Annotated in this window: 2 protein-coding genes; both read left to right on the top strand. The window is 74.2% G+C overall.

All coding sequences use genetic code 11. The features are described from left to right. Positions 1 to 49: 49 nt before the first annotated feature. Positions 50 to 21,664, top strand: a complete 21,615-nt coding sequence (locus tag GTY67_RS14835) for a type I polyketide synthase (protein ID WP_161279007.1) — start codon at positions 50 to 52, stop codon at positions 21,662 to 21,664. A 7-nt stretch (positions 21,665 to 21,671) separates the two neighbouring features. Beyond that, positions 21,672 to 26,975, top strand: coding sequence for a type I polyketide synthase (locus tag GTY67_RS14830; RefSeq protein ID WP_343238678.1), 5,304 nt, complete (start codon positions 21,672 to 21,674; stop codon positions 26,973 to 26,975). The last annotated feature ends 9 nt before the right edge of the window (positions 26,976 to 26,984 follow it).

Below are 26,984 nucleotides of genomic sequence, written 5' to 3'. Positions count from 1 at the left end.
TTCCTGGTGAGTTTCGTCCCGTGGCGGACGACGATGGTGTGGAGTGCAGATGACTGAGTCGGGAAACTTCGTCTCCGGCCCCGACGGCGCGCCGGCCGGCGGCACCGGCCCGCACGAGGCGCTCGTGCGGGAACTGTCGGCGCTGCCCACCACCGAGCAGACCCACGTGCTGCTCGGCCTGGTGCGGGAGCACACCCTGGAGGTGCTGCGGGCGACCCGCCCCGGGACCACCGCCGTGGACACCGGGCGGCCCTTCCGTGAACTGGGCCTCGACTCGGTCGCCCTGGTGGAGCTGCACACCCGGCTCTCCGCCGCGACCGGCCTCTCCCTGCCGCCGACCGTCGCCTTCGACCACCCCTCGCCCGCCGAACTCGCCGCCCATCTGCGTACGGAGGCGCTGGAGCTGCCCGAGCGGGACGGGCCCGCGCCGCGCCCCGGCCGCCACTCGGACGACCCGATCGCCGTCGTCGGCATCGGCTGCCGCTACCCCGGCGGGGTGGCCTCCCCCGAGGACCTGTGGCGGCTGGTCGACGACGGCACCCACATCCGCGACGCCTTCCCCGACGACCGGGGCTGGGACCTGGACCGGCTCTTCGACGAGGACCCGGCGACCCCCGGCACGACCTATGCGCGGCACGGCGGATTCCTGCCCGGCGCCGCCGACTTCGACGCGGACTTCTTCGGCATCAGCCCCCGTGAGGCCCTGGCGATGGACCCGCAGCAGCGGCTGGTCCTGGAGGCGGTGTGGGAGGCGGTGGAGCGGGCGGGCATCGACGCGGCCACCCTGCGCGGCAGCGGTACGGGCGTGTTCGTCGCCGCCGAGCCGCAGGAGTACGCGATGCGGCTGCACGAGGCGCCCGACGGCCTCGACGGCTACCTCCTCAGCGGCAACGCGCCCAGCGTCGTCTCCGGACGCGTCGCCTACACCCTCGGCCTCGAAGGCCCGGCGCTGACCGTGGACACCGCCTGCTCGGGCTCCCTGGTCGGGCTGCACCTGGCCGTACGGTCCCTGCGCAGCGGCGAGTGCGGCCTCGCCCTGGCCGGCGGCGTCGCCGTCATGGGCAGCCCCGGAACGTTCACCGCGTTCAGCAGGCAGCGCGGTCTGGCCCCCGACGGCACGGTGAAGGCGTTCGCGGCCGCCGCCGACGGGACCGCCTTCGCCGAGGGCGTCGGCGTGTTCGTCCTGGAGCGGCTCTCCGACGCGCAGGCCAACGGCCACCCCGTCCTCGCCGTCGTCCGCGGCACCGCCGTCAACCAGGACGGCGCCTCCAACGGCCTGACCGCGCCCAGCGGCCGGGCCCAGCGGCAGGTCATCCGCCAGGCCCTCGCCGACGCCGGACTCGCCGCCACCGACGTGGACGCCGTGGAGGCCCACGGCACCGGCACCACCCTCGGCGACCCGATCGAGGCGCAGGCGCTGCTGGCCACCTACGGGCAGGACCGGCCGGAGGACGGCCCGGTCTGGCTCGGCTCGGTGAAGTCCAACATCGGGCACACCCAGGCCGCGGCGGGCTCCGCCGGACTCATCAAGATGATCATGGCGATGCGGTACGGGAGGCTCCCGGCGACCCTGCACGTCGACGCCGCCACCCCGGCGGTCGACTGGTCGGCGGGCGACGTCCGGCTGCTGACGAGACCTGTCGACTGGACCCCCGGCGACCGTCCGCGCCGCGCCGGGGTCTCCTCCTTCGGGGTCAGCGGCACCAACGCCCACCTCATCGTCGAGGAACCCCCGGCCGCCGAGCGGGCACCCGCCGACCCCGACGGGGCGCCCGCCGACGCCGGAACCCTCGTACCGCTGACGCTCTCGGCCAGGAACGACACCGCGCTGCGGGCCCAGGCGCGCCGCCTCCTCGACCGGGTCGAGGGCGACCCCGCGCTGCGCACCGCCGACCTCGGCCACTCGCTCGCCACCACCCGCACCGCACTCGGCCACCGCGCCGTCGTCCTCGCCGGTGACCGCGACAGCGTCCTGGCCGGGCTGCGCGCCGTCGCCGACGGGCAGGACGCCCCCGGCGTGCACACCGCGGCCGTCACCGGCGGCAGGCTCGCGTTCCTGTTCTCCGGGCAGGGCAGCCAGCGCCTCGCCATGGGCCGCCGCCTGTACGAGACCTACCCCGTCTTCGCCAAGGCCCTCGACGACGCCATCGGCTACCTCGACCTCCAACTCGACCGGTCGCTGGGGGACGTCCTGTTCGCGGAGGAGGGCTCGCCCCTGGCGGCCCTGCTGGACCGCACCGTCTACGCGCAGGCCGCCCTCTTCGCCGTCGAGACCGCGCTGTTCCGGCTGCTGGAGGCGTGGGGGGTACGCCCCGACTACGTGGCCGGCCACTCCATCGGCGAGCTGACCGCCGCACACGTCGCGGGCATCCTCTCCCTGGACGACGCGGCGACCCTGGTCGCCGCCCGCGGCCGGCTCATGGACGCGCTGCCCGAGGGCGGCGCCATGATCGCCGTCGAGGCCTCCGAGGAGACGGTGGCGCCGCTCCTCGCCGACTGCGGCGACCGGGCGGGCATCGCCGCCGTCAACGGCCCCACCTCCCTCGTCCTCTCCGGCGAGGAGGAGACCGTCACCGCGATCGCCGCGCTGCTGGCCGACGCCGGGCACCGTACGAAGCGGCTGCGGGTCTCGCACGCCTTCCACTCGCCGCTGATGGAGCCCATGCTCGCGGAGTTCCGGCAGGTCGCCGAGATCCTCAGCTACGCACCTCCGGCCATCCCCGTGGTCTCCCACCTGACCGGACGGCTCGCCACCACGGACGAACTCTGCTCCCCCGAGCACTGGGTGCGCCACGTCCGCGAGGCCGTACGGTTCCGCGACGGGATGCGCTGGCTCGCCGCGCAGGGCGTCGACACCTTCCTCGAACTCGGCCCGGACCCCGTCCTCAGCGCCATGGGACGCGACTGCGTCACCGACACCACCCCGGGGGCGGCGACCGGCCCCGCGTTCGTGTCCGCCCTGCGCCGGGGCCACGACGAGCCGCGGCAGCTGCTGTCCGCGCTGGCGGTGGCGTACACGCGCGGTACCGCACCCGACTGGCGCGCCTTCTTCGCCGCGTACGACGCCCACCGCGTCGACCTGCCCACCTACGCCTTCCAGCGCGAGCGGTACTGGCTGAGCGCTCCGGGCTCCGCCGCCGACGCCACCGCTTTCGGCCAGGTCGACGCCGCCCACCCGCTGCTCGGCGCGGTCGTCGGCCTCGCCGACTCGGATGCCGTCGTCCTCACCGGCCGGATCTCCCTGCGCTCCCACCCCTGGCTCGCCGACCACACCATCGCGGGCCATGTGCTGCTCCCGGGCACCGCTTTCGTCGATCTCGCGGCGCACGCCGGGGAGCAGACCGGCTGCGAGCGGATCGACGAACTCCTCATGGAGGCGCCGCTCGTGCTGCCCGCCACCGGGGGCGTCGCCCTCCAGATCGTGGCCGAGGCACCCGACGCGGCCGGTAACCGGGCCGTCGCCTGCTACGCGCGGGACGAGGACGCCCCCGCCGACGCCCCCTGGACCCGGCACGCCACCGGCCGGCTCGCCCCCCGGACACCGGACGGCGGACCGGCCGCGTTCGCCACCGGCCCCTGGCCGCCGCGCGGCGCCGAACCCGTCGACATCTCCGGCCTCTACGACGACCTGGCCGCCCAGGGCTACGCCTACGGCCCGGCCTTCCACGGCCTGCGCGCCGTGTGGCGCACCCCCGACGGCACCGTCCTCGCCGAGGCCGCCCTGCCCTCGTCCGACGACCGGGGCGTGTCCCCCAGGGGCTTCGGCCTCCACCCGGCCCTGCTGGACGCCGTGCTGCACGCCACCGACTTCGCCACCGAGGAGCCCCAGGACGAGCGGATCAGGCTGCCGTTCGCCTGGAACGGCGTCACCGTGCACGCGACCGGCGCCGACACCCTGCGGGTACGGATCACCGCCACCGGTGCCGAGCGGGTGGCGCTGGAGCTGGCCGACCCCACCGGGGCGCCCGTCGCGTCCGTCGACGCGTTCCTGGTCCGCCCGGTCGACGCCGCCCACCTCGGCGCCGCCCGCCCCGACGCCCTCTTCCACGTCACCTGGACCCCCCTGCCCGCACCCGGGGCCACCCCTGCCGAGGGGACCCCGGCCGCCGAACTGCACCGGTGCGCCCGGCCGTCCGCCGACGATGTGCCCGGCGCCGTGCGTGCCGTCCTGTCCGACGCCCTCGCGGCCGTACGGTCCTGGGCCGACGACGAACGCGCGACCGGGCGGCTCGTCGTCCTGACGAGCGGCGCGGTCACCGCCCGGCCCGGCGATGTGACGGACCTCGCCCAGGCGCCGGTCTGGGGCCTGGTGCGCTCGGCGCAGGCGGAGAACCCCGGCCGGTTCACCCTCCTCGACACCGACGGCTCCCTCGACCCCGCCGAGGCGCTGCGGATCGCCGCCGCCACCACGGAACCCGAACTCGCCCTGCGGGACGGCCAATTCCTCGTCCCCCGGCTCGCCAGGGCCGAGCGGGCACCGGAGCCGGGCCGTACCCCGTGGCGGCCCGACGGCACCGTCCTGATCACCGGCGGCACCGGCGGCGTCGGCGCCGCACTCGCCCGCCACCTGGTGACCGTGCACGGCGTACGCGGTCTGCTGCTCACGGGCCGCCGGGGCCTGGAAGCCCCCGGAGCGGCCGCGCTGCGCGACGAACTCACCGCCCTGGGCGCCGAGGTGACCGTCACCGCCTGCGACGCCGCCGACCGTACGGCGCTGGCCGCCGCGCTCGCCGCGATCCCCGCCGAGCTGCCGCTGACCGCCGTGGTGCACGCGGCGGGCGTCCTCGACGACGGGCTCGTCGCCTCCCTCGACGACACCCGGCTGGACACCGTCCTGCGGCCCAAGGCGGACGGCGCGTGGCACCTGCACGAGCTGACCCGCGACAGCGACCTGTCCGCGTTCGTCCTCTTCTCCTCGACGGCGACCCTCCTCGACGGCGCGGGACAGGGCAACTACGCGGCCGCCAACGTCTTCCTCGACGCGCTCGCCGCCCACCGCACCGCCGCCGGACTGCCCGCGACCTCCCTCGCCTGGGGCCTGTGGACCGGCACCGGCGGCATGGGCGGCCGACTCGACGAGGCGGCGCTGCGCCGCATCGAACGCCTGGGCCTCCAGCCGCTGACCGCAGCCGAGAACCTCGCCCTCCTCGACCGGGTCCTGACCACGCCGGACACCTCGGCGGTCGTCCCCGTACGGTTCGACCTGCGCTCCCTCCAGGCCCGCTCCGGCGGCGACCTCCCGGCGCTGCTGCGCGGCCTGGTCAGGCCCGCCAGGCGCGCTGTCGGCACTGACGGGGCCGACGGCGTCGAGGTGGCGCGCTCCCTCGCCCACAGGCTCGCGGGGCTGACCCGCGCCGAACGCGGGGAGGCACTCCTCGACCTCGTACGCGGGCAGGTCGCCGCCGTCCTCGGGCACGACGGCGCCGAACGCATCGCCCCGGCCCGCGCCTTCAACGAGATGGGCTTCGACTCGCTCGCCGCCGTCGAGTTGCGCAACCGGCTCAGCACCGCCACCGGCATCCCGCTGACCGCCACCCTCGTCTTCGACCACCCCACCCCCGGCGCGCTCGCCGACCACCTCGCCGGACGCCTCGGCGCCACCACCGAGGACGGCGACCGGGCCCGTACCCCGGCCACCACCGCCGTCGCCGACGACGAGCCCATCGCGATCGTCGCCATGGCCTGCCGCTACCCCGGCGGCGTCGCCTCGCCCGAGGACCTGTGGCGCCTGGTGGACGAGGGCAGGGACGCCGTCTCCGGGTTCCCCACCGACCGGGGCTGGGACTCCGACCTCTACGACCCCGAGCCGGGCAAGCCCGGGAAAACCCTCTCCGACCAGGGCGGATTCCTCTATCAGGCAGCCGGTTTCGACGCGGAGTTCTTCGGCATCAGTCCGCGCGAGGCCCAGGCCATGGACCCGCAGCAGCGGCTCCTGCTCGAAGTCTCCTGGGAGACGTTCGAACGCGCCGGTCTCGACCCGCACTCCCTGCGCGGCAGCGACACCGGCGTCTTCGCCGGGGTGATGTACCACGACTGGGGCCTGCGCCTGGGCCCGCTGCCCGAGCACATCGCGGGCTACCACGGCAACGGCAGCCTCGCCAGCGTGGTCTCGGGCCGGGTCGCCTACGCGCTCGGCGTCGAGGGCCCCGCCGTCACCGTCGACACCGCCTGCTCGTCGTCGCTGGTCGCCCTGCACTGGGCGGCCCAGGCCCTGCGCCGGGGCGACTGCACCCTCGCCCTCGCGGGCGGCGTCACCGTCATGTCGACACCGGACACCTTCGTCGACATGAGCAGGCAGCGCGGCCTCGCCGCCGACGGCCGGTGCAAGTCCTTCGGCGCCGACGCCGACGGCACCGGCTGGAGCGAGGGCGTCGGCATGCTGCTCCTGGAGCGGCTGTCCGACGCCGAACGCAACGGCCACCGCGTCCTCGGAGTCGTACGCGGCTCCGCCGTCAACTCCGACGGTGCGTCCAACGGTCTGACCGCGCCGAACGGTCCTTCGCAGCAGCGGGTGATCCGCCGTGCGCTGGAGAGCGCGGGGCTGGCGCCGGGTGATGTGGACGCCGTGGAAGGGCACGGTACGGGGACCCGCCTCGGCGACCCGATCGAGGCGCAGGCGCTGCTGGCCACGTACGGCCAGGACCGCCCGGCCGACCAGCCGCTGCGGCTGGGCTCCATCAAGTCCAACATCGGCCACAGCCAGGCCGCCGCCGGAGTCGCCGGCGTCATCAAGATGGTCGAGGCGATCCGGCACGGCGTCCTGCCCCGGACGCTGCACGTGGACGAGCCGTCACCGCAGGTCGACTGGGAGTCCGGCGCCGTCGAACTGCTGACCGAGCCCACGGACTGGCCCGTGGCGGACAGGCCCCGCCGCGCGGCGGTGTCGTCGTTCGGCATCAGCGGCACCAACGCACACGTCATCATCGAGGAGCCGCCCGCCCGAGACGCCGGTCCGCAGGAGGCCCCGGCCCCCGCCCTCGCACCGGCGGCCCTGGCCTGGCCGCTGTCCGCCAGGACCCCGCAGGCGCTGCGCGCCCAGGCCGAGCGGCTCCGCGCCCACCTGGACACCCTCACCGACGACCGCCTCGCCGTCGCGGGCCACGCCCTGGCAACCGCCCGCGCCGGACTCGACCACCGCGCCGTCGCCCTCGGCGCGGACCGGAGCGAACTGGCCGCCGCCCTCGACGCACTGGCCCTCGGGCAGGGCGCGGTGGTGGACGAGGTACGGGAAGGCAAGACGGCGTTCCTGTTCACGGGTCAGGGTGCGCAGCGGCTGGGGACGGGCCGTGAGTTGTACGAGGCGTTCCCGGTGTTCGCGGAGGCGTTCGACGCCGTACTCGCCGAGGTGGATGGCCACTTGGGTCGTTCGTTGCGGGATGTGGTGTGGGGTGCGGACGGGGAGGCGTTGAACCGTACGGGGGTGGCGCAGCCGGCGTTGTTCGCGGTGGAGGTGGCGCTGTTCCGCTTGGTGGAGTCGTGGGGCGTACGTCCGGACTTCCTGGCGGGTCACTCGGTGGGGGAGATCGCGGCCGCGCATGTGGCGGGTGTGCTGTCGCTGGCAGATGCGGCTCAACTGGTGGTGACGCGAGGCCGGTTGATGGAGGCGTTGCCTGAGGGCGGCGCGATGGTGGCTCTGGAGGCGACGGAGGCCGAGGTCGAACCGCTGTTGTCGTCCGACTCGGTGAGTATCGCTGCGGTGAACGGGCCGCGCTCCGTGGTGATTTCGGGTGCCGAGGTCGCGGTGACGAAGATCGCGGACGCGTTCACTGCGCAGGGGCGGAAGTCGTCGCGCTTGCGGGTGTCACACGCTTTCCATTCGCCGTTGATGGAGCCGATGCTTGCGGAGTTCGAGGAGGTCGTCTCGGGTCTGTCGTTCAGCGCCCCGAGGATTCCGCTGGTGTCGGGTGTCTCGGGTGAGGTGTCGCCGGACGTGGCGACAGCTGCGTACTGGGTGCGGCACGTACGCGAGGCGGTGCGGTTCGCGGACTGCGTCAGCCACCTCGAAGCGCGGGGCGTTCTCTCGTACCTGGAGATCGGTCCCGACGGTGTGCTGAGCGGGATGGGTGCTCAGTCCGTCACCGATGGCTCCGATGCCGCCTTCGTCCCGGCGCTGCGCCGCGAACGCGCCGAGCTGCGCGAGCTGGTGGTGGCGCTCGGCCGGCTCCACACGCGCGGGGTCCCGGTCGCCTGGTCCGCCTTCCTCGGTGTCCCCGCACGCTTCACGGAGCTGGCCACCGAACTGCCCACGTACGCCTTCCAGCACCAGCGGTACTGGCTGGACGGGGGCAGCGGCGTCGGCGGCGGTCTCGACTCCGTAGGCCTCGAACCGGTGGGGCACCCGCTGCTGAGCGCGGCCGTCGTCGTCCCCGAGACCGGTGGCGTCGTCCTGACCGGACGGCTCTCCGTGGACACCCAGCCCTGGCTGGCCGACCACGGTGTGCTCGGCGGCGTCCTGCTGCCCGGGACCGGCTTCGTGGAGCTGGCCGTACGCGCCGGTGACCGGGTGGGCTGCGGCCGCGTCGAGGAACTCCTGCTCGAGGCGCCCCTGACCGTGCCCGGGCGGGGCGGGCTCGCCCTGCGGGTCTCCGTCGGCGGCGCCGACGCGTCCGGCGCTCGCTCGGTGAGCATCCACTCGCGCGGCGGCACCGACCCGGACGGGCCCTGGACCCGGCACGCCCACGGCACGCTCACCACGGAACCGGCCGCCCCCGCCTTCGACCTCACCCAGTGGCCTCCGCCCGGGGCGACGCCCGTCGACGTGGGCGGCGCCTACGAGCGGCTGCGCGGCCGGGGGTACGCCTACGGGCCCGCGTTCCAGGGACTGCGGGCGGCCTGGCGTCGCGGCACCGACGTGTACGCGGAGGTGGCGCTCGCCGAACCGGCGCGGACGGAGGCGGCCTCCTTCGGCCTGCACCCCGCGCTGCTGGACGCCGCCATGCACGCCGACCTGCTCACGGACCCCGCGCCCGACGCCCCGACCCTGCTGCCGTTCTCCTGGAACGGCGTGACCCTGCACGCGGCCGGTACGGCGACGCTGCGGGTGCACATCCAGCGGGTCAAGGGCGATGAGGTGTCGGCCATCATGGTCGCCGACGACAGCGGCGCCCCGGTCGCCACCGTCGAGTCGCTGGTCTCCCGGCCGGTCTCCGCCGAGCAGATCGCCGCGGCTGCCTCGGGGACGTCCGGCGCCCTGCACCGCGTCGCCTGGCAGCGTGCCGTGCCCGCGCCCGACGCGGCGGGCGAGCCCGGCGCTCCCGTGATCCTGCACTGCCCGGCCGCGCCCGACGGCACCGATGTGCCCGACGCGGTGCGCGCCGTCGCGCACCAAGTGCTCGGCGAGGTGCAGGCGTTCCTCGCCGACCCCGCGTCGGACGGGCGGAGGCTGGCCGTGGTGACCCGGCGGGCCGTGTCCGCGCTGCCCGGCGAGGATGTCGACCTGGCGCAGGCGCCGGTGTGGGGCCTGGTGCGGGCGGCGCAGGCCGAGCACCCCGGCCGGTTCACCCTGGTCGACATCGCCACGGACGCTCCCGCTGGTGCTGCTGCCGACGCCGATGTTTTGGCCGGGCTCGCCTCCGGTGAGCCCGAAGTGGCCGTGCGCGCCGGGGAGTTGTGGGTGCCCCGGCTGGCGTCCGCCGTCCAGCCGGCCGAGCCGCTCCCCGCCCCCTGGGACACGGCCGGTACCGTCCTGGTCACCGGCGGCACCAGCGGCCTCGGCGCGCTCGTCGCCCGCCGCCTCGTCACCGAGCACGGCGTGCGGCACCTGCTGCTGCTCGGCCGGCGCGGCGCCGCGACACCGGGCGCCGACGCGCTCGTCGAGGAGCTGACCGCGCTGGGCGCCCGGGTCGAGGTCGCCGCGTGCGACATCGCCGACCGGGACCGGCTCGCCGCCGTCCTCGCCGCCATCGACCCCGACCGTCCGCTGCGCGGCGTCGTGCACGCCGCCGCCACCGCCGACGGCGGCCTCGTCGAGAGCCTGGCGCCCGAGCGGTTCGACGCCGTCCTGCGCCCCAAGGTGGACGGCGCGTGGCTGCTCCACGACCTCACCCGGGACCACGACCTCACCGCGTTCGTCCTCTTCTCGTCGGCGGGCGGCCTCGTCCTCGCCGCAGGACAGGCCGACTACGCGGCGGCCAACGTCTTCCTCGACGCGCTCGCCGTCCACCGCGCCGCGGCCGGGCTGCCCGCCACCTCCCTGGCGTACGGCATGTGGGAGGTCAGCACCGGACTCGGCGGCGACCTCACCGAGGCCGACCTCGACCGGATGCGGCGCCTCGGCCTGCCCGCGCTGCCCGCCGACCGTGCGCTGGCCCTGTTCGACGCGGCGCTCGGCACCGGGGAGCCGGTGGTCGTCCCGCTCGCCGTGGACACCGCCGCCCTCGCCGCCCGCGACCGCGCCCACGACGCACTGCCCGCACTGCTGCGCGGCCGCACCCGGGGCCCCGCCCGCCGTACCGTACGGGAGCGGACCGGCGACCCCGACCTGCGGCAGCGCCTCGCGGGCGCCACGGCCGAGGAGCGGGCCCGTATCCTGCTCGGCCTGGTCCGGGCGCAGGTCGCGAGCGTCCTCGGCCACACCTCGCAGGACGCGGTCGGTCCCGACACCGCCTTCCGCGACCAGGGCTTCGACTCCCTCGCCGCCGTCGAACTGCGCAACCTGCTCATGGGCGCCACCGGACTGCGGCTGCCGGCCACCCTCGTCTTCGACTACCCCAACGCCACCGCGGTGACCGGCTACCTGGACACCGCGCTCGCCGGAACGACGACGGCGGCGGCGCCCGCCGTCGCCCCCGCCGCACGGGTGGCCTCCGACGATGACGACGACCCGATCGCGATCGTCGCGATCGGCTGCCGCTTCCCCGGCGGGGTCCGCTCCGCCGAGGAGCTGTGGGACCTGGTCGCCGACGGCCGGGACGCCATCGCCGGGTTCCCCACCGACCGGGGCTGGGACGGCGACGCCCTGTTCGACCCGGAGCCGGGACTGCCGGGCCGGACGTACGTCCGCGAGGGCGGATTCCTTTACGACGCCGCCGAGTTCGACCCCGAGTTCTTCGGCATCATGCCGCGCGAGGCCCTCGCCATGGACCCGCAGCAGCGGCTCCTGCTCCAGTCCGCGTGGGAGGCGTTCGAGCGCGCGGGCATCGACCCGGCGACGCTGCGCGGCAGCCGGACCGGCGTCTACGCGGGCGTGATGTACCACGAGTACGGCAGCCGGGTCACCGACGTTCCGGACGACCTGGCGGGCTACCTGGGCAACGGCAGCGCGGGCAGCATCGCGTCCGGCCGCGTCGCCTACGCCCTCGGCCTCGAAGGTCCCGCCGTCACCGTCGACACGGCCTGCTCGTCCTCCCTGGTCAGCCTGCACATGGCCTGCCAGGCGCTGCGCTCGGGCGAGATCGACCTCGCCCTCGCGGGCGGTGTGACGGTCATGCCGACCCCCGAGATCTTCGTCGACTTCAGCAGGCAGCGCGGCCTCGCCGCCGACGGCCGCTCCAAGGCGTTCGCCGGCGCGGCCGACGGCACCAGCTGGGCCGAGGGCGTGGGCCTGCTGCTGATCGAGCGCCTCTCGGACGCCGAACGCCACGGCCACCCCGTACTCGCGGTGGTCAAGGGCAGCGCCATCAACCAGGACGGTGCGTCGAACGGTCTGACCGCGCCGAACGGTCCTTCGCAGCAGCGGGTGATCCGTCGTGCGCTGGAGAGTGCGGGGCTGGCGCCGGGTGATGTGGACGCCGTGGAAGGGCACGGTACGGGGACCCGGCTGGGCGACCCGATCGAGGCGCAGGCGCTGCTGGCCACGTACGGCCAGGACCGCCCGGCTGACCAGCCGCTGTGGCTGGGCTCCATCAAGTCCAACATCGGCCACGCGCAGGCCGCCGCCGGAGTCGCCGGCGTCATCAAGATGGTCGAGGCGATCCGGCACGGCGTCCTGCCCCGGACGCTGCACGTGGACGAGCCGTCACCGCAGGTCGACTGGGAGTCCGGCGCCGTCGAACTGCTGACCGAGCCCACGGACTGGCCCGTGGCGGACAGGCCCCGCCGCGCGGCGGTGTCGTCGTTCGGCATCAGCGGCACCAACGCACACGTCATCATCGAGGAGCCGCCCGCCCGAGACGCCGGTCCGCAGGAGGCCCCGGCCCCCGCCCTCGCACCGGCGGCCCTGGCCTGGCCGCTGTCCGCCAGGACCCCGCAGGCGCTGCGCGCCCAGGCCGAGCGGCTCCGCGCCCACCTGGACACCCTCACCGACGACCGCCTCGCCGTCGCGGGCCACGCCCTGGCAACCGCCCGCGCCGGACTCGACCACCGCGCCGTCGCCCTCGGCGCGGACCGGAGCGAACTGGCCGCCGCCCTCGACGCACTGGCCCTCGGGCAGGGCGCGGTGGTGGACGAGGTACGGGAAGGCAAGACGGCGTTCCTGTTCACGGGTCAGGGTGCGCAGCGGCTGGGGACGGGCCGTGAGTTGTACGAGGCGTTCCCGGTGTTCGCGGAGGCGTTCGACGCCGTACTCGCCGAGGTGGATGGCCACTTGGGTCGTTCGTTGCGGGATGTGGTGTGGGGTGCGGACGGGGAGGCGTTGAACCGTACGGGGGTGGCGCAGCCGGCGTTGTTCGCGGTGGAGGTGGCGCTGTTCCGCTTGGTGGAGTCGTGGGGCGTACGTCCGGACTTCCTGGCGGGTCACTCGGTGGGGGAGATCGCGGCCGCGCATGTGGCGGGTGTGCTGTCGCTGGCAGATGCGGCTCAACTGGTGGTGACGCGAGGCCGGTTGATGGAGGCGTTGCCTGAGGGCGGCGCGATGGTGGCTCTGGAGGCGACGGAGGCCGAGGTCGAACCGCTGTTGTCGTCCGACTCGGTGAGTATCGCTGCGGTGAACGGGCCGCGCTCCGTGGTGATTTCGGGTGCCGAGGTCGCGGTGACGAAGATCGCGGACGCGTTCACTGCGCAGGGGCGGAAGTCGTCGCGCTTGCGGGTGTCACACGCTTTCCATTCGCCGTTGATGGAGCCGATGCTTGCGGAGTTCGAGGAGGTCGTCTCGGGTCTGTCGTTCAGCGCCCCGAGGATTCCGCTGGTGTCGGGTGTCTCGGGTGAGGTGTCGCCGGACGTGGCGACAGCTGCGTACTGGGTGCGGCACGTACGCGAGGCGGTGCGGTTCGCGGACTGCGTCAGCCACCTCGAAGCGCGGGGCGTTCTCTCGTACCTGGAGATCGGTCCCGACGGTGTGCTGAGCGGGATGGGTGCTCAGTCCGTCACCGATGGCTCCGATGCCGCCTTCGTCCCGGCGCTGCGCCGCGAACGCGCCGAGCTGCGCGAGCTGGTGGTGGCGCTCGGCCGGCTCCACACGCGCGGGGTCCCGGTCGCCTGGTCCGCCTTCCTCGGTGTCCCCGCACGCTTCACGGAGCTGGCCACCGAACTGCCCACGTACGCCTTCCAGCACCAGCGGTACTGGCTGGACGGGGGCAGCGGCGTCGGCGGCGGTCTCGACTCCGTAGGCCTCGAACCGGTGGGGCACCCGCTGCTGAGCGCGGCCGTCGTCGTCCCCGAGACCGGTGGCGTCGTCCTGACCGGACGGCTCTCCGTGGACACCCAGCCCTGGCTGGCCGACCACGGTGTGCTCGGCGGCGTCCTGCTGCCCGGGACCGGCTTCGTGGAGCTGGCCGTACGCGCCGGTGACCGGGTGGGCTGCGGCCGCGTCGAGGAACTCCTGCTCGAGGCGCCCCTGACCGTGCCCGGGCGGGGCGGGCTCGCCCTGCGGGTCTCCGTCGGCGGCGCCGACGCGTCCGGCGCTCGCTCGGTGAGCATCCACTCGCGCGGCGGCACCGACCCGGACGGGCCCTGGACCCGGCACGCCCACGGCACGCTCACCACGGAACCGGCCGCCCCCGCCTTCGACCTCACCCAGTGGCCTCCGCCCGGGGCGACGCCCGTCGACGTGGGCGGCGCCTACGAGCGGCTGCGCGGCCGGGGGTACGCCTACGGGCCCGCGTTCCAGGGACTGCGGGCGGCCTGGCGTCGCGGCACCGACGTGTACGCGGAGGTGGCGCTCGCCGAACCGGCGCGGACGGAGGCGGCCTCCTTCGGCCTGCACCCCGCGCTGCTGGACGCCGCCATGCACGCCGACCTGCTCACGGACCCCGCGCCCGACGCCCCGACCCTGCTGCCGTTCTCCTGGAACGGCGTGACCCTGCACGCGGCCGGTACGGCGACGCTGCGGGTGCACATCCAGCGGGTCAAGGGCGATGAGGTGTCGGCCATCATGGTCGCCGACGACAGCGGCGCCCCGGTCGCCACCGTCGAGTCGCTGGTCTCCCGGCCGGTCTCCGCCGAGCAGATCGCCGCGGCTGCCTCGGGGACGTCCGGCGCCCTGCACCGCGTCGCCTGGCAGCGTGCCGTGCCCGCGCCCGACGCGGCGGGCGAGCCCGGCGCTCCCGTGATCCTGCACTGCCCGGCCGCGCCCGACGGCACCGATGTGCCCGACGCGGTGCGCGCCGTCGCGCACCAAGTGCTCGGCGAGGTGCAGGCGTTCCTCGCCGACCCCGCGTCGGACGGGCGGAGGCTGGCCGTGGTGACCCGGCGGGCCGTGTCCGCGCTGCCCGGCGAGGATGTCGACCTGGCGCAGGCGCCGGTGTGGGGCCTGGTGCGGGCGGCGCAGGCCGAGCACCCCGGCCGGTTCACCCTGGTCGACATCGCCACGGACGCTCCCGCTGGTGCTGCTGCCGACGCCGATGTTTTGGCCGGGCTCGCCTCCGGTGAGCCCGAAGTGGCCGTGCGCGCCGGGGAGTTGTGGGTGCCCCGGCTGGCGTCCGCCGTCCAGCCGGCCGAGCCGCTCCCCGCCCCCTGGGACACGGCCGGTACCGTCCTGGTCACCGGCGGCACCAGCGGCCTCGGCGCGCTCGTCGCCCGCCGCCTCGTCACCGAGCACGGCGTGCGGCACCTGCTGCTGCTCGGCCGGCGCGGCGCCGCGACACCGGGCGCCGACGCGCTCGTCGAGGAGCTGACCGCGCTGGGCGCCCGGGTCGAGGTCGCCGCGTGCGACATCGCCGACCGGGACCGGCTCGCCGCCGTCCTCGCCGCCATCGACCCCGACCGTCCGCTGCGCGGCGTCGTGCACGCCGCCGCCACCGCCGACGGCGGCCTCGTCGAGAGCCTGGCGCCCGAGCGGTTCGACGCCGTCCTGCGCCCCAAGGTGGACGGCGCGTGGCTGCTCCACGACCTCACCCGGGACCACGACCTCACCGCGTTCGTCCTCTTCTCGTCGGCGGGCGGCCTCGTCCTCGCCGCAGGACAGGCCGACTACGCGGCGGCCAACGTCTTCCTCGACGCGCTCGCCGTCCACCGCGCCGCGGCCGGGCTGCCCGCCACCTCCCTGGCGTACGGCATGTGGGAGGTCAGCACCGGACTCGGCGGCGACCTCACCGAGGCCGACCTCGACCGGATGCGGCGCCTCGGCCTGCCCGCGCTGCCCGCCGACCGTGCGCTGGCCCTGTTCGACGCGGCGCTCGGCACCGGGGAGCCGGTGGTCGTCCCGCTCGCCGTGGACACCGCCGCCCTCGCCGCCCGCGACCGCGCCCACGACGCACTGCCCGCACTGCTGCGCGGCCGCACCCGGGGCCCCGCCCGCCGTACCGTACGGGAGCGGACCGGCGACCCCGACCTGCGGCAGCGCCTCGCGGGCGCCACGGCCGAGGAGCGGGCCCGTATCCTGCTCGGCCTGGTCCGGGCGCAGGTCGCGAGCGTCCTCGGCCACACCTCGCAGGACGCGGTCGGTCCCGACACCGCCTTCCGCGACCAGGGCTTCGACTCCCTCGCCGCCGTCGAACTGCGCAACCTGCTCATGGGCGCCACCGGACTGCGGCTGCCGGCCACCCTCGTCTTCGACTACCCCAACGCCACCGCGGTGACCGGCTACCTGGACACCGCGCTCGCCGGAACGACGACGGCGGCGGCGCCCGCCGTCGCCCCCGCCGCACGGGTGGCCTCCGACGATGACGACGACCCGATCGCGATCGTCGCGATCGGCTGCCGCTTCCCCGGCGGGGTCCGCTCCGCCGAGGAGCTGTGGGACCTGGTCGCCGACGGCCGGGACGCCATCGCCGGGTTCCCCACCGACCGGGGCTGGGACGGCGACGCCCTGTTCGACCCGGAGCCGGGACTGCCGGGCCGGACGTACGTCCGCGAGGGCGGATTCCTTTACGACGCCGCCGAGTTCGACCCCGAGTTCTTCGGCATCATGCCGCGCGAGGCCCTCGCCATGGACCCGCAGCAGCGGCTCCTGCTCCAGTCCGCGTGGGAGGCGTTCGAGCGCGCGGGCATCGACCCGGCGACGCTGCGCGGCAGCCGGACCGGCGTCTACGCGGGCGTGATGTACCACGAGTACGGCAGCCGGGTCACCGACGTTCCGGACGACCTGGCGGGCTACCTGGGCAACGGCAGCGCGGGCAGCATCGCGTCCGGCCGCGTCGCCTACGCCCTCGGCCTCGAAGGTCCCGCCGTCACCGTCGACACGGCCTGCTCGTCCTCCCTGGTCAGCCTGCACATGGCCTGCCAGGCGCTGCGCTCGGGCGAGATCGACCTCGCCCTCGCGGGCGGTGTGACGGTCATGCCGACCCCCGAGATCTTCGTCGACTTCAGCAGGCAGCGCGGCCTCGCCGCCGACGGCCGCTCCAAGGCGTTCGCCGGCGCGGCCGACGGCACCAGCTGGGCCGAGGGCGTGGGCCTGCTGCTGATCGAGCGCCTCTCGGACGCCGAACGCCACGGCCACCCCGTACTCGCGGTGGTCAAGGGCAGCGCCATCAACCAGGACGGTGCGTCGAACGGTCTGACCGCGCCGAACGGTCCTTCGCAGCAGCGGGTGATCCGTCGTGCGCTGGAGAGTGCGGGGCTGGCGCCGGGTGATGTGGACGCCGTGGAAGGGCACGGTACGGGGACCCGGCTGGGCGACCCGATCGAGGCGCAGGCGCTGCTGGCCACGTACGGCCAGGACCGCCCGGCTGACCAGCCGCTGTGGCTGGGCTCCATCAAGTCCAACATCGGCCACGCGCAGGCGGCGGCCGGGGTCAGCGGTGTCATCAAGATGGTCATGGCCCTGCGCAACGGCCTGCTGCCCCGGACGCTGCACGTGGACGAGCCGTCACCGCAGGTGGACTGGACGGCAGGAGAGGTGCGGCTGCTGACCGAGCCCGTCCCCTGGGCCCCGGGGGAGCGTCCGCGCCGGGCCGGTGTCTCGTCGTTCGGCCTCAGCGGCACCAACGCGCACGTGATCATCGAGGAGGCGCCGCACGTCGTCACCGAGAAGGCGCCGGGCGGCAACATCAAGGAGGCACCGGGCGGCGCGCCCGCCGAGCCCGCCGCCCCCGAGGCCGGGCCGCTCCCTCTCGTACCCCTGGTGCTGTCCGCGCGGAACGCCCAGACGCTGCCCGCACAGGCGGACCGGCTGCGCGCCCACCTCGTGGCGCACCCCGAGCACTCCCTGACGGACACCGGCTTCTCCCTGGCCATCACGCGTGCGGTACTCGACCACCGTGCCGTCGTCCTCGCCGACGACCGCGCAGACGCCCTGGAGGCCTTGGCGGAACTCGCCGAGGGCCGCCCGACCGCACACACCGTCACCGGCTCCGCCGAGGAGCCGCCCGGTGCGACGGCGTTCCTGTTCTCGGGTCAGGGTGCGCAGCGGCTGGGGATGGGGCGTGAGTTGTATGCCGCGTTCCCGGTGTTCGCGGAGGCTTTTGACGCGGTGGTGGCCGAGGTGGATGGGCACTTGGGTCGTTCGTTGCGGGATGTGGTGTGGGGTGCGGATGGCGATGTGTTGAACCGTACGGGGGTGGCGCAGCCGGCGTTGTTCGCGGTGGAGGTGGCGCTGTTCCGGTTGGTGGAGTCGTGGGGCGTACGGCCTGACTTCCTGGCGGGGCACTCGGTGGGGGAGATAGCCGCCGCGCACGTGGCGGGGGTGTTCTCCCTCTCTGACGCGGCTCAACTGGTCGTGGCGCGTGGCCGGTTGATGGAGGCGTTGCCGGAGGGTGGCGCGATGGTGGCGGTGCAGGCCTCGGAGGAGGAGGTCGTGCCGTGGCTGGTGCCGGGTGTGTCGGTGGCGGCGGTGAACGGGCCTTCGGCGGTGGTGGTTTCGGGTGCCGGGGACGCGGTGGGTGAGGTGGTGGGTCGCTTCAGGGAGCTGGGTCGTAAGACGACGGCGCTGCGGGTCTCCCACGCCTTCCACTCGCCCCTCATGGACCCCATGCTGGAGGAGTTCCGGCAGGTCGCCCAGGGACTCACCTACCGCGCCCCGTCCCTGCGGGTCGTGTCCAACGTCACCGGCGACCTCGCCGAGGAGACCCTCCTCGCCTCGCCGGACTACTGGGTCCAGCATGTGCGGGAGGCCGTCCGGTTCGCCGACGGTGTCGGCAGCCTTCGGGCGAACGGGGTCACCCGCTTCGTCGAACTGGGCCCGGACGCGGTCCTGACCGCGCTCACCAAGACCTGCCTCGACGAGCCCGGCGCCCTGGTCGTACCGGCCCTGCGCAAGGGCCGTCCCGAGGTCCGCACCCTGCTCACCGCGCTCGCCCGGCTGCACACCGCCGGGGCCCGGCCGAGCTGGGCGGAGGTCCTCGAAGGCCGAGGCGGACGCCGCGTCGATCTGCCCACGTACGCCTTCGCCCGTGACACGTACTGGCTGGACGCCCCCGCCGCCCCCGCCGCCGCCGCCGACGGCGATGTGGTTGCCCTCGGCCAGACCGCGGCGGGACACCCGCTGCTCAGCGCCGTCGTCGTGTCGCCCGAGGCCGGTGGGGTGGTGCTGACCGGACGGCTGTCCGTACGCACCCACCCCTGGCTCGCCGACCACGACGTGCTCGGCACGGTGCTGCTGCCCGGCACCGGATACATCGAACTCGCCATCCGCGCCGGTGAGGAGGTCGGCTGCGACGTCGTCGAGGAGCTGACCATCGAGGTCCTGATGCCGCTGCCGCCCCACGGCGGCCTGGCGCTCCAGGTCGTCGTCGACCCCGAGGACAGCACGGGACGGCGCTCGCTCGCCGTCTACTCCCGCGCCGACGACGCGCCCTCGGACGCCCCCTGGACCCGGCACGCCAGCGGGGTGCTCGCCACCGGCGGGCAGGCGGCACCGGCGCCGGAGACCTTCGGCGTCGGAACCGGCGTCTGGCCCCCGGAGGGCGCGCGGACCGTGGACACCGAGGGCGTCTACGACTACCTCACCAGCCAGGGTTACGGCTACGGGCCGATGTTCCGAGGCCTGCGCGGCGTCTGGTCGCGCGGCAAGGAGACCTTCGCCGAGGTGTCGCTCCCCGAGGACTCCCTCGCCGTGGGCGCCGACTTCCGGCTGCACCCCTCCATCCTCGACGCGGCGCTCAGCGCGACCGACTTCATGGACGGGCGCAAGCCGCAGGACGTCGGCGGCACCCAGCTCCCCTTCGCCTGGTCCGGCGTCACCCTGCACGCCGCCGGGTCCTCACGGCTGAGGGTGCGCATCACCCCCGTCGAGTCCCACCGTTCGGAGGGCTCGGACGCCGTACGGCTGGAGCTGTCCGACCCGTCCGGCGCCCCCGTCGCCACCATCGAGTCCCTGGTGGTGCGGCCCGTCACGGCGGCCCGCGTCAACGCCGCGGCGGCCGCGGGCGACGGTGAACGGGAGGCGATGTTCCGCCTGGTGTGGAACCAGCTCCCGCTGGGCGGAGCCGTCTCCGCCGTCGCGGACGACTGGGCCGTCGTCGGGCCCGAGCCGGCCGCCGGGCCCGTCCACCCGGACGGTGTCGGGCGCCCCTACCCGGACCTGGCCGCACTCGGCGCAGCCGTCACCGGCGGCGCACCCGTCCCGGCCGTCGTGGTGCTGCCCGTACCCGCCGCCGGGGGCACCGACGACGTGCCGGACGCGGTCCGCTCGGTCACCTGGCAGGTCCTGGACACGGTCCAGGGCTGGCTGGCCGACGCCCGGTACGCGGACTCCCGCCTGATGGTGGTGACCCGTAACGCCGTCACCGTCACCGGGGACGAGGCCGTCGACCTCGCCCAGGCACCCGTGTGGGGCCTGCTGCGGTCCGCGCAGGAGGAGAACCCGGGACGCTTCGTCCTCGTGGACTCCGATGGCTCCGGCCCGGCACGCGACGCGCTGCCCGCCGTCGCCGCCTCCGGGGAACCCGAGGTGGCCCTGCGGGGCGCCGAGGTCCGGGTAACCCGACTGGCGCGGGTCGGCGCGGGCACTGTCACCGCCCCCGTGTCCTGGGACCCCGACGGCACCGTCCTCATCACCGGCGGCACCAGCGGCCTCGGTGCCGTCGTCGCCCGCCACCTCGTGACGGAACACGGCGTCCGGCACCTCCTGCTCACCAGCAGGCGCGGCGCCGGGGCACCCGGCGCCACCGGACTGCGCGACGAACTCGCGGCGCTCGGCGCGGAGATCACCCTGGCCGCCTGCGACGCCGCCGACCGCGCCGCCGTCGACGCCCTGCTCGCCTCACTGCCCGCAGACCGCCCCCTGACCGCCGTCGTGCACGCCGCGGGCGTCATGGACAACGCGATGGTGGGCGCCCTGACCCGGGAGCAGTTCGAGACCGTGCTGCGGCCCAAGGTCGACGCCGCCTGGCACCTGCACGACGCCACCCGTGAGCTGGACCTCGCCGCGTTCGTCCTCTTCTCCTCCTGCGCCGGACTCGTCGTCGGGGCGGGACAGGGGAACTACGCGGCCGCCAACCGCTTCCTCGACGCGCTCTCCGCCCACCGGCGCGCCCTCGGCCTGCGGGCCGTGTCCCTGGCGTTCGGCCTGTGGGAGACGAAGACCGGCCTGGGCGGCGGCGTCACCGACGCCGACCTGCGCCGGATGCGGACCCTCGGCATCCCGGCCCTGCCGACCGCAGACGGGCTGGAACTCCTGGACGAGGCGCTCACCCTGGACGAGGCGTTCCTCGCACCGATCCGGGTGGAGACTCCGGGGGACCCCGCCGCCGAGCCCCCCGTACTGCTGCGGGAGGTGATGCGCGCGGCGGCTGCCGCACCCCCGCGCCGGGAGGTCAGGGCGCCCGCGGTCACCACTGCGTCCACCGCCGCCGCCGCGGCACCGGCCGCCGAGGAACTGCCGCTGGCACGCCGCCTTTCCGGCCTGACGGCGGTCGCGAGGGAGCAGGCCGTCCTCGACGTCATCAAGGCGCAGGTCGCCGCCGTCACGCACGGCGACCCCGACACCGTCGATGCCAACAAGGGCTTCACGGCACAGGGCCTCGACTCCCTCGCGGCGATCGACCTGCGCAACCGGCTCCAGAAGGCGGTCGGGACCCGGCTCCCGGCGACCCTGATGTTCGACTACCCGAGCCCGGTGGTCCTCGCCGAATTCCTGCTGGAGGAGCTGGCCCCGGACATCGACGACAGCGCCCCCGACACGCTGCCGCAGGAGGCGGCCGCGCAGGACGAGGCGTCGATCCGCCAGGCCCTCGCGTCCGTCCCCCTGGACGCGCTGCGCGGCACGGGACTCCTGGAAGCGCTGCTGGCACTCGCCGGCCCCGCCTCGTCCACCCCGACGGCGCCCCCGTCGGCCGCTCCTTCCGGACCTGCCCCTGAACCGGCCGCGTCCGCACCGGCCGCGTCCGACGAGGCGATCAGAACCATGGACATCGACGACCTGGTGCGCGCGGCCCTCGCGTCCGCCGACCCGAACCCGAGCGAGGGCTGAGGACATCGTGGAAGCATCTGTCGAACAACTCGTCGCCGCCCTCCGCGCGGCCATGTCGGAGAACGAGCGCCTCCGCACCCGCAACGACCAGCTGACCCAGGACGCCGGGGAACCGCTGGCGATCGTGGGGATGGCGTGCCGTTATCCGGGTGGGGTGCGGTCGGCGGAGGGTCTGTGGGAGTTGGTGGCTGGGGGCCGGGATGGTGTGTCGGGGTTTCCGGTGGATCGTGGGTGGGATGTCGAGGGGTTGTATGACCCGGTGGGTGGGCGTCCTGATCGTTCGGTGACGCGTGAGGGCGGTTTTCTGTACGACGCGGGCGATTTCGATCCTGAGCTGTTCGGTATTTCGCCGCGTGAGGCGTTGGGGATGGATCCTCAGCAGCGGTTGTTCCTCGAGGTGTCGTGGGAGGCGGTGGAGCGGGCGGGGATCGACCCGTTGTCGCTGCGAGGCAGCCGTACGGGCGTGTTCGGCGGCCTGATGTACCACGACTACGGCCCCGGATCGAGTGACGGCAGCCTCGTCACCGGCCGCGTCGCCTTCGCCCTCGGACTGGAGGGCCCCGCCGTCACCGTGGACACGGCGTGCTCGTCGTCGCTGGTCGCCCTGCACTGGGCGGGACAGTCCCTGCGCCGGGGCGACTGCTCACTGGCGCTGGTCGGCGGTGTGACGGTGATGACGGAACCGGACATGTTCCTCTACTTCAGCCACCAGCGGGGGATGGCGGCGGACGGCCGGTGCAAGTCGTTCGCGGCGGAGGCGGACGGTACGGGCTGCTCGGAGGGTGTCGGTGTCCTGCTGGTGGAGCGCTTGTCGGACGCCCGGAAGAACGGCCACCCCATCCTTGCGGTGGTCCGGGGCAGCGCGGTCAACCAGGACGGCGCCTCCAGCGGCATGACCACCCCCAACGGCCCGTCGCAGCAGCGGGTCATCCGCGCGGCGTTGGAGAACGCTGGACTGACCACCGCCGACGTCGACATGGTCGAGGCACATGGTACGGGGACGCGTCTGGGGGACCCGATCGAGGCGCAGGCGGTGTTGGCGACGTATGGCCAGGGGCGTCCGGAGGGCGATCCGGTGTGGCTGGGGTCGCTGAAGTCGAACCTGGCGCATACGCAGGCTGCTGCGGGTGTCGGTGGTGTGATCAAGGCGGTGGAGTCGATCCGGCACGGTGTGATGCCGAAGACCCTGCACGCGGAGACGCGTTCACCCCATGTCGACTGGGAGGCGGGTGCGGTTGAGCTGCTGACGGAGGCGCGTGCGTGGCCGGAGCGTGGGCGTCCTCGTCGGGTGGCGGTGTCGTCGTTCGGTCTGAGTGGGACGAACGCGCACGTGATTGTGGAGCAGGCGCCGGAACCGGCTGAGCTGGCTGAGCCGGTGGCGGATCTGCCGGTGGTGCCGGTGGTGCTGTCGGCGCGGGGTGAGGTGGCGCTGTCGGCGCAGGCGGAGCGGTTGTTGGCGCTGGTGGAGGCGGACGCGGATCTGTCGATGCTGGATGTGGGGTTCTCGTCGGTGGTGTCGCGTGCGGTGCTGGAGCATCGTGCGGTGGTGACGGCGGGGGACCGTTCGGAGCTGGTGGTGGGTTTGCGGGCGTTGGTGGAGGGCGGGGTGTCGGCGGGCGCGGTGCGGGGTGTGGCGCGTACGTCGGGCCGTACGGCGTTCTTGTTCACGGGTCAGGGTGCGCAGCGGCTGGGGATGGGCCGTGAGTTGTACGGGGCGTTCCCGGTATTCGCGGAGGCTTTTGACGCGGTGCTCGCCGAGGTGGATGTGCACTTGGGTCGTTCGTTGCGGGATGTGGTGTGGGGTGCGGATGAGGGGGCGTTGAGTCGTACGGGGGTGGCGCAGCCGGCGTTGTTCGCGGTGGAGGTGGCGCTGTTCCGGTTGGTGGAATCGTGGGGCGTACGTCCGGACTTCCTGGCCGGGCACTCGGTGGGCGAGATAGCCGCCGCGCACGTGGCAGGGGTGTTCTCCCTCTCTGACGCGGTTCAACTGGTCGTGGCGCGTGGCCGGTTGATGGAGGAGTTGCCGGAGGGTGGCGCGATGGTGGCGGTGGAGGCGTCGGAGGCGGAGGTCGTACCGCTGCTGTCGTCAGAGTCGGTGAGCATTGCCGCCGTGAACGGGCCGCGCTCCGTGGTGATTTCGGGTGCCGAGGATGCGGTGACGAAGGTCGCGGACGCGTTCAGTGGGCAGGGGCGGAAGTCGTCGCGGTTGCGGGTGTCGCATGCGTTCCATTCGCCTTTGATGGAGCCGATGTTGGCGGAGTTCGAGGGGGTTGTTTCGGGTCTGTCGTTCAGCGCCCCGACGATTCCCTTGGTGTCGGGTGTGTCGGGTGAAGTGTCGTCGGACGTGGCGACAGCTGCGTACTGGGTGCGGCATGTACGCGAGGCGGTGCGGTTCGCGGACTGCGTGAGCCATCTCGAAGCGCGGGGCGTTCTCTCGTATCTGGAGATCGGTCCGGATGGTGTGCTGAGTGGGATGGCGCAGCAGTCGGTGGGTTCGGAGTCGGCGGTGTTGGTGCCGTTGGTGCGTAAGGGGCGTGCGGAGGTTGCGACGGCGGTCTCGGCTCTCGCCCGGTTGCATGTCAGTGGCGTACGGGTCGACTGGGCGGCGTACTACGCGGGCACGGGTGCCCGGCGGGTTGATCTGCCTACCTACGCCTTTCAGCGTCGGCGGTTTTGGTTGGAGTCGGGTGGTGGTGGCTCTGGTGTGGTGGGTGTGGGGCAGGGGGTGGTGGATCATCCGCTGGTGGGTGCGGTGGTGTCGTTGCCGGATGCGGGTGGGGTGGTGCTGACGGGTCGGTTGTCGGTGGATGGTGTGCCGTGGTTGGCGGATCACGCGGTGTTGGGGCGGGTGTTGTTGCCGGGGACGGCGTTTGTGGAGTTGGCGGTGCGGGCGGGTGATGAGGTCGGCTGTGGTGTGGTGGAGGAGCTGACGTTGCGGGCTCCGTTGGTGGTGCCGGAGCGGGGAGGGGTGGCGCTTCAGGTCGCGGTGGGCGCCGCCGACGACACCGGACACCGCACCCTCCGGGTTCATTCCCGTCCGGAGAACACCCCCGTGGACGCCCCGTGGACCCTGCACGCCGAAGGCGTCCTCAGCGTCGACGCGCCTGACCCGGAGCCCACCGGTCTCGATGTGTGGCCCCCCGCCGGGGCGGCAGAGATACGCGTGGACAACGCCTACGACCTGCTCGCCCAGCAGGGGTACGACTACGGCCCCGCCTTCCAGGGCCTGCGGTCCGTCTGGCGGCGCGGCGACGACGTCTTCGCCGAGGTCGCGCTGCCGGAGTCCGCGCACGCGGACGCGGAACGGTTCGGGCTGCACCCCGCCCTGCTGGACGCCACCATGCACGCGCTGGGCGTCGGCGACCACATCACCGGCGACGAGCCGACCGAACTGCCCTTCTCCTGGTCCGACGTCTCCCTCCACACCGTCGGCGCCCACACCCTGAAAGTGCGGCTGTCCCGGCAGGAGGGCAGCAGCCTGTCCCTGACGATCGCGGATGGTGCCGGTGCGCCGGTGGCGTCGGTGGGTGGGCTGACGCTGCGGCCGGTGTCGGTGGAGCAGTTGGGTGCCGGGGCGGGGGAGTCGTTGTGGGATGTGTTGTGGCGTCCACTGGCCGGTATGAGTGCGGTTGATGGTGCGTCTTCGTGGGTGCGGTGGGAAGACATGCCTGCTGTCGGGGATGTGCCTGGGGTGGTGGTGTTCGAGGTTCCGGCGGTGTCGGGTGATGTGTTGGCGGGGGTGCGGGCGACCGCTGGTGCTGTGCTGGACGTGGTATGCGACTGGGTTGCCGATGAGCGGTGCGCGGGGTCCCGGCTGGTGATCGTCACCCGGGGAGCTGTTGACACGGGTACTGGCACGGGCGTGGCGCTGGGCCAGGCTCCCGTGTGGGGTGTGGTGCGTGCGGCCCAGGCGGAGCATCCGGGGCGTGTGGTGCTGGTCGATGCGGACCCGGACGCGAACGGTCTCTCCGGACTGGAGCTGGTGGTGGCCTCCGGTGAGCCGGAAGCAGCATTGCGTGGGGGCGGGGTGGTGGTGCCCAGGCTGGTCCGGGTGAGCCCGCCCGAGACGCCCGCCGCCGAGGCCCCCACGGCTGACGGTGTGGTGCTGGTGACAGGCGGCACGGGTGGTCTGGGTGCGTTGGTGGCGCGGCATTTGGTCACCGAGCGGGGCGTGAAGCGTCTGGTGCTGACCAGTCGCCGTGGCCTGGAGGCCCCGGGAGCAGAAGAGTTGGTGGCCAGGCTGTCCGAGCTGGGTGCCGAGGTTTCCGTAGCGGCCTGTGATGTGGCTGACCGCAGCGCCGTGGTGGACCTGGTGTCCGGGCTGTCGGGCCCGTTGGTGGGTGTGGTGCATGCGGCCGGCGTAGGGGACAACGGTCTGATCGCATCCATGGACGCGGCCCGGCTGGATCGGGTGCTGGGCCCGAAAGCGGACGGTGCCTGGTATCTGCACGAGGCGACACGCGAGCTGGAGCTGGATCTGGCGTTCTTCGTGATGTTCTCCTCGGCAGGCGGCATGGTCCTGGCCGCCGGGCAGGCGAACTACGCGGCGGCGAACGTCTTCCTGGACGCGCTCGCGGTGCACCGCCGGGCGCAAGGGCTGCCCGCCACTTCCCTCGCGTACGGCCTGTGGGACGTGGAGACCGGGTTGACCGGGTCCCTGGACGAGGACGTACGGCTGATGGCGGCCCGGGGACTGCCCGCACTCGACTCGAAGGAGGCGCTCGCCCTCTTCGACGCCGGGCTCCACTCCGGGCGTCCCGCGCTGGTCCCCCTCGCCGTGGATGTCCCCGCCCTGCGGGCCAGGGCCGAGGAACTGCCCGCGCTGCTAAGTGACTTGGTGCGCGCCGGGGACCGTACGGCCACACGCGCCCGCAGCAACGGGACCGACCCGGCCGCGCTGACCGCCCGGCTCGCCGCGCTCGGCGACGCCGAACGGGACCGGGCCATGCTGGACCTGGTGCGGACCCACGCGGCGGCCGTTCTCGGCCATGCCGGAGCCGAGGCCGTGGACGCCGAACGCGGCTTCCTCGACATCGGGTTCGACTCGCTGACGGCCCTCGAACTGCGCAACCGGCTCACCGCCGTCACCGGCAGCCGGCTGGCTCCGACGCTGATCTTCGACTACCCCTCGGCCACCGATCTCGCCGCGCACCTGAGCCGCGTCCTGTTCGGCGACCGGACCCCCGACGACGACCTCAGCACGGCAACCGCGGACGAGCTGTTCGATCTTCTCGACGGCGACCTTCTCGACGGTGGCCCGGGACTCGACGGTGGCACCGGACTCGACGGTGGCACCGGAGCCCTGGCATGAGCGGGCCGT

The sequence above is a fragment of the Streptomyces sp. SID8374 genome, assembly GCF_009865135.1.
In the GTDB taxonomy this organism is placed as follows: Bacteria; Actinomycetota; Actinomycetes; order Streptomycetales; family Streptomycetaceae; genus Streptomyces.
The sequence above is the reverse complement of the archived record's forward strand: the minus strand, read 5'-3'. Positions and strand labels throughout refer to the sequence as shown.

What these genes read in the sequence shown, in the direction of transcription:
- GTY67_RS14835 (WP_161279007.1), top strand. Translation starts at nt 50, where the DNA reads ATGACTGAGTCGGGAAACTTCGTCTCCGGCCCCGACGGCGCGCCGGCC.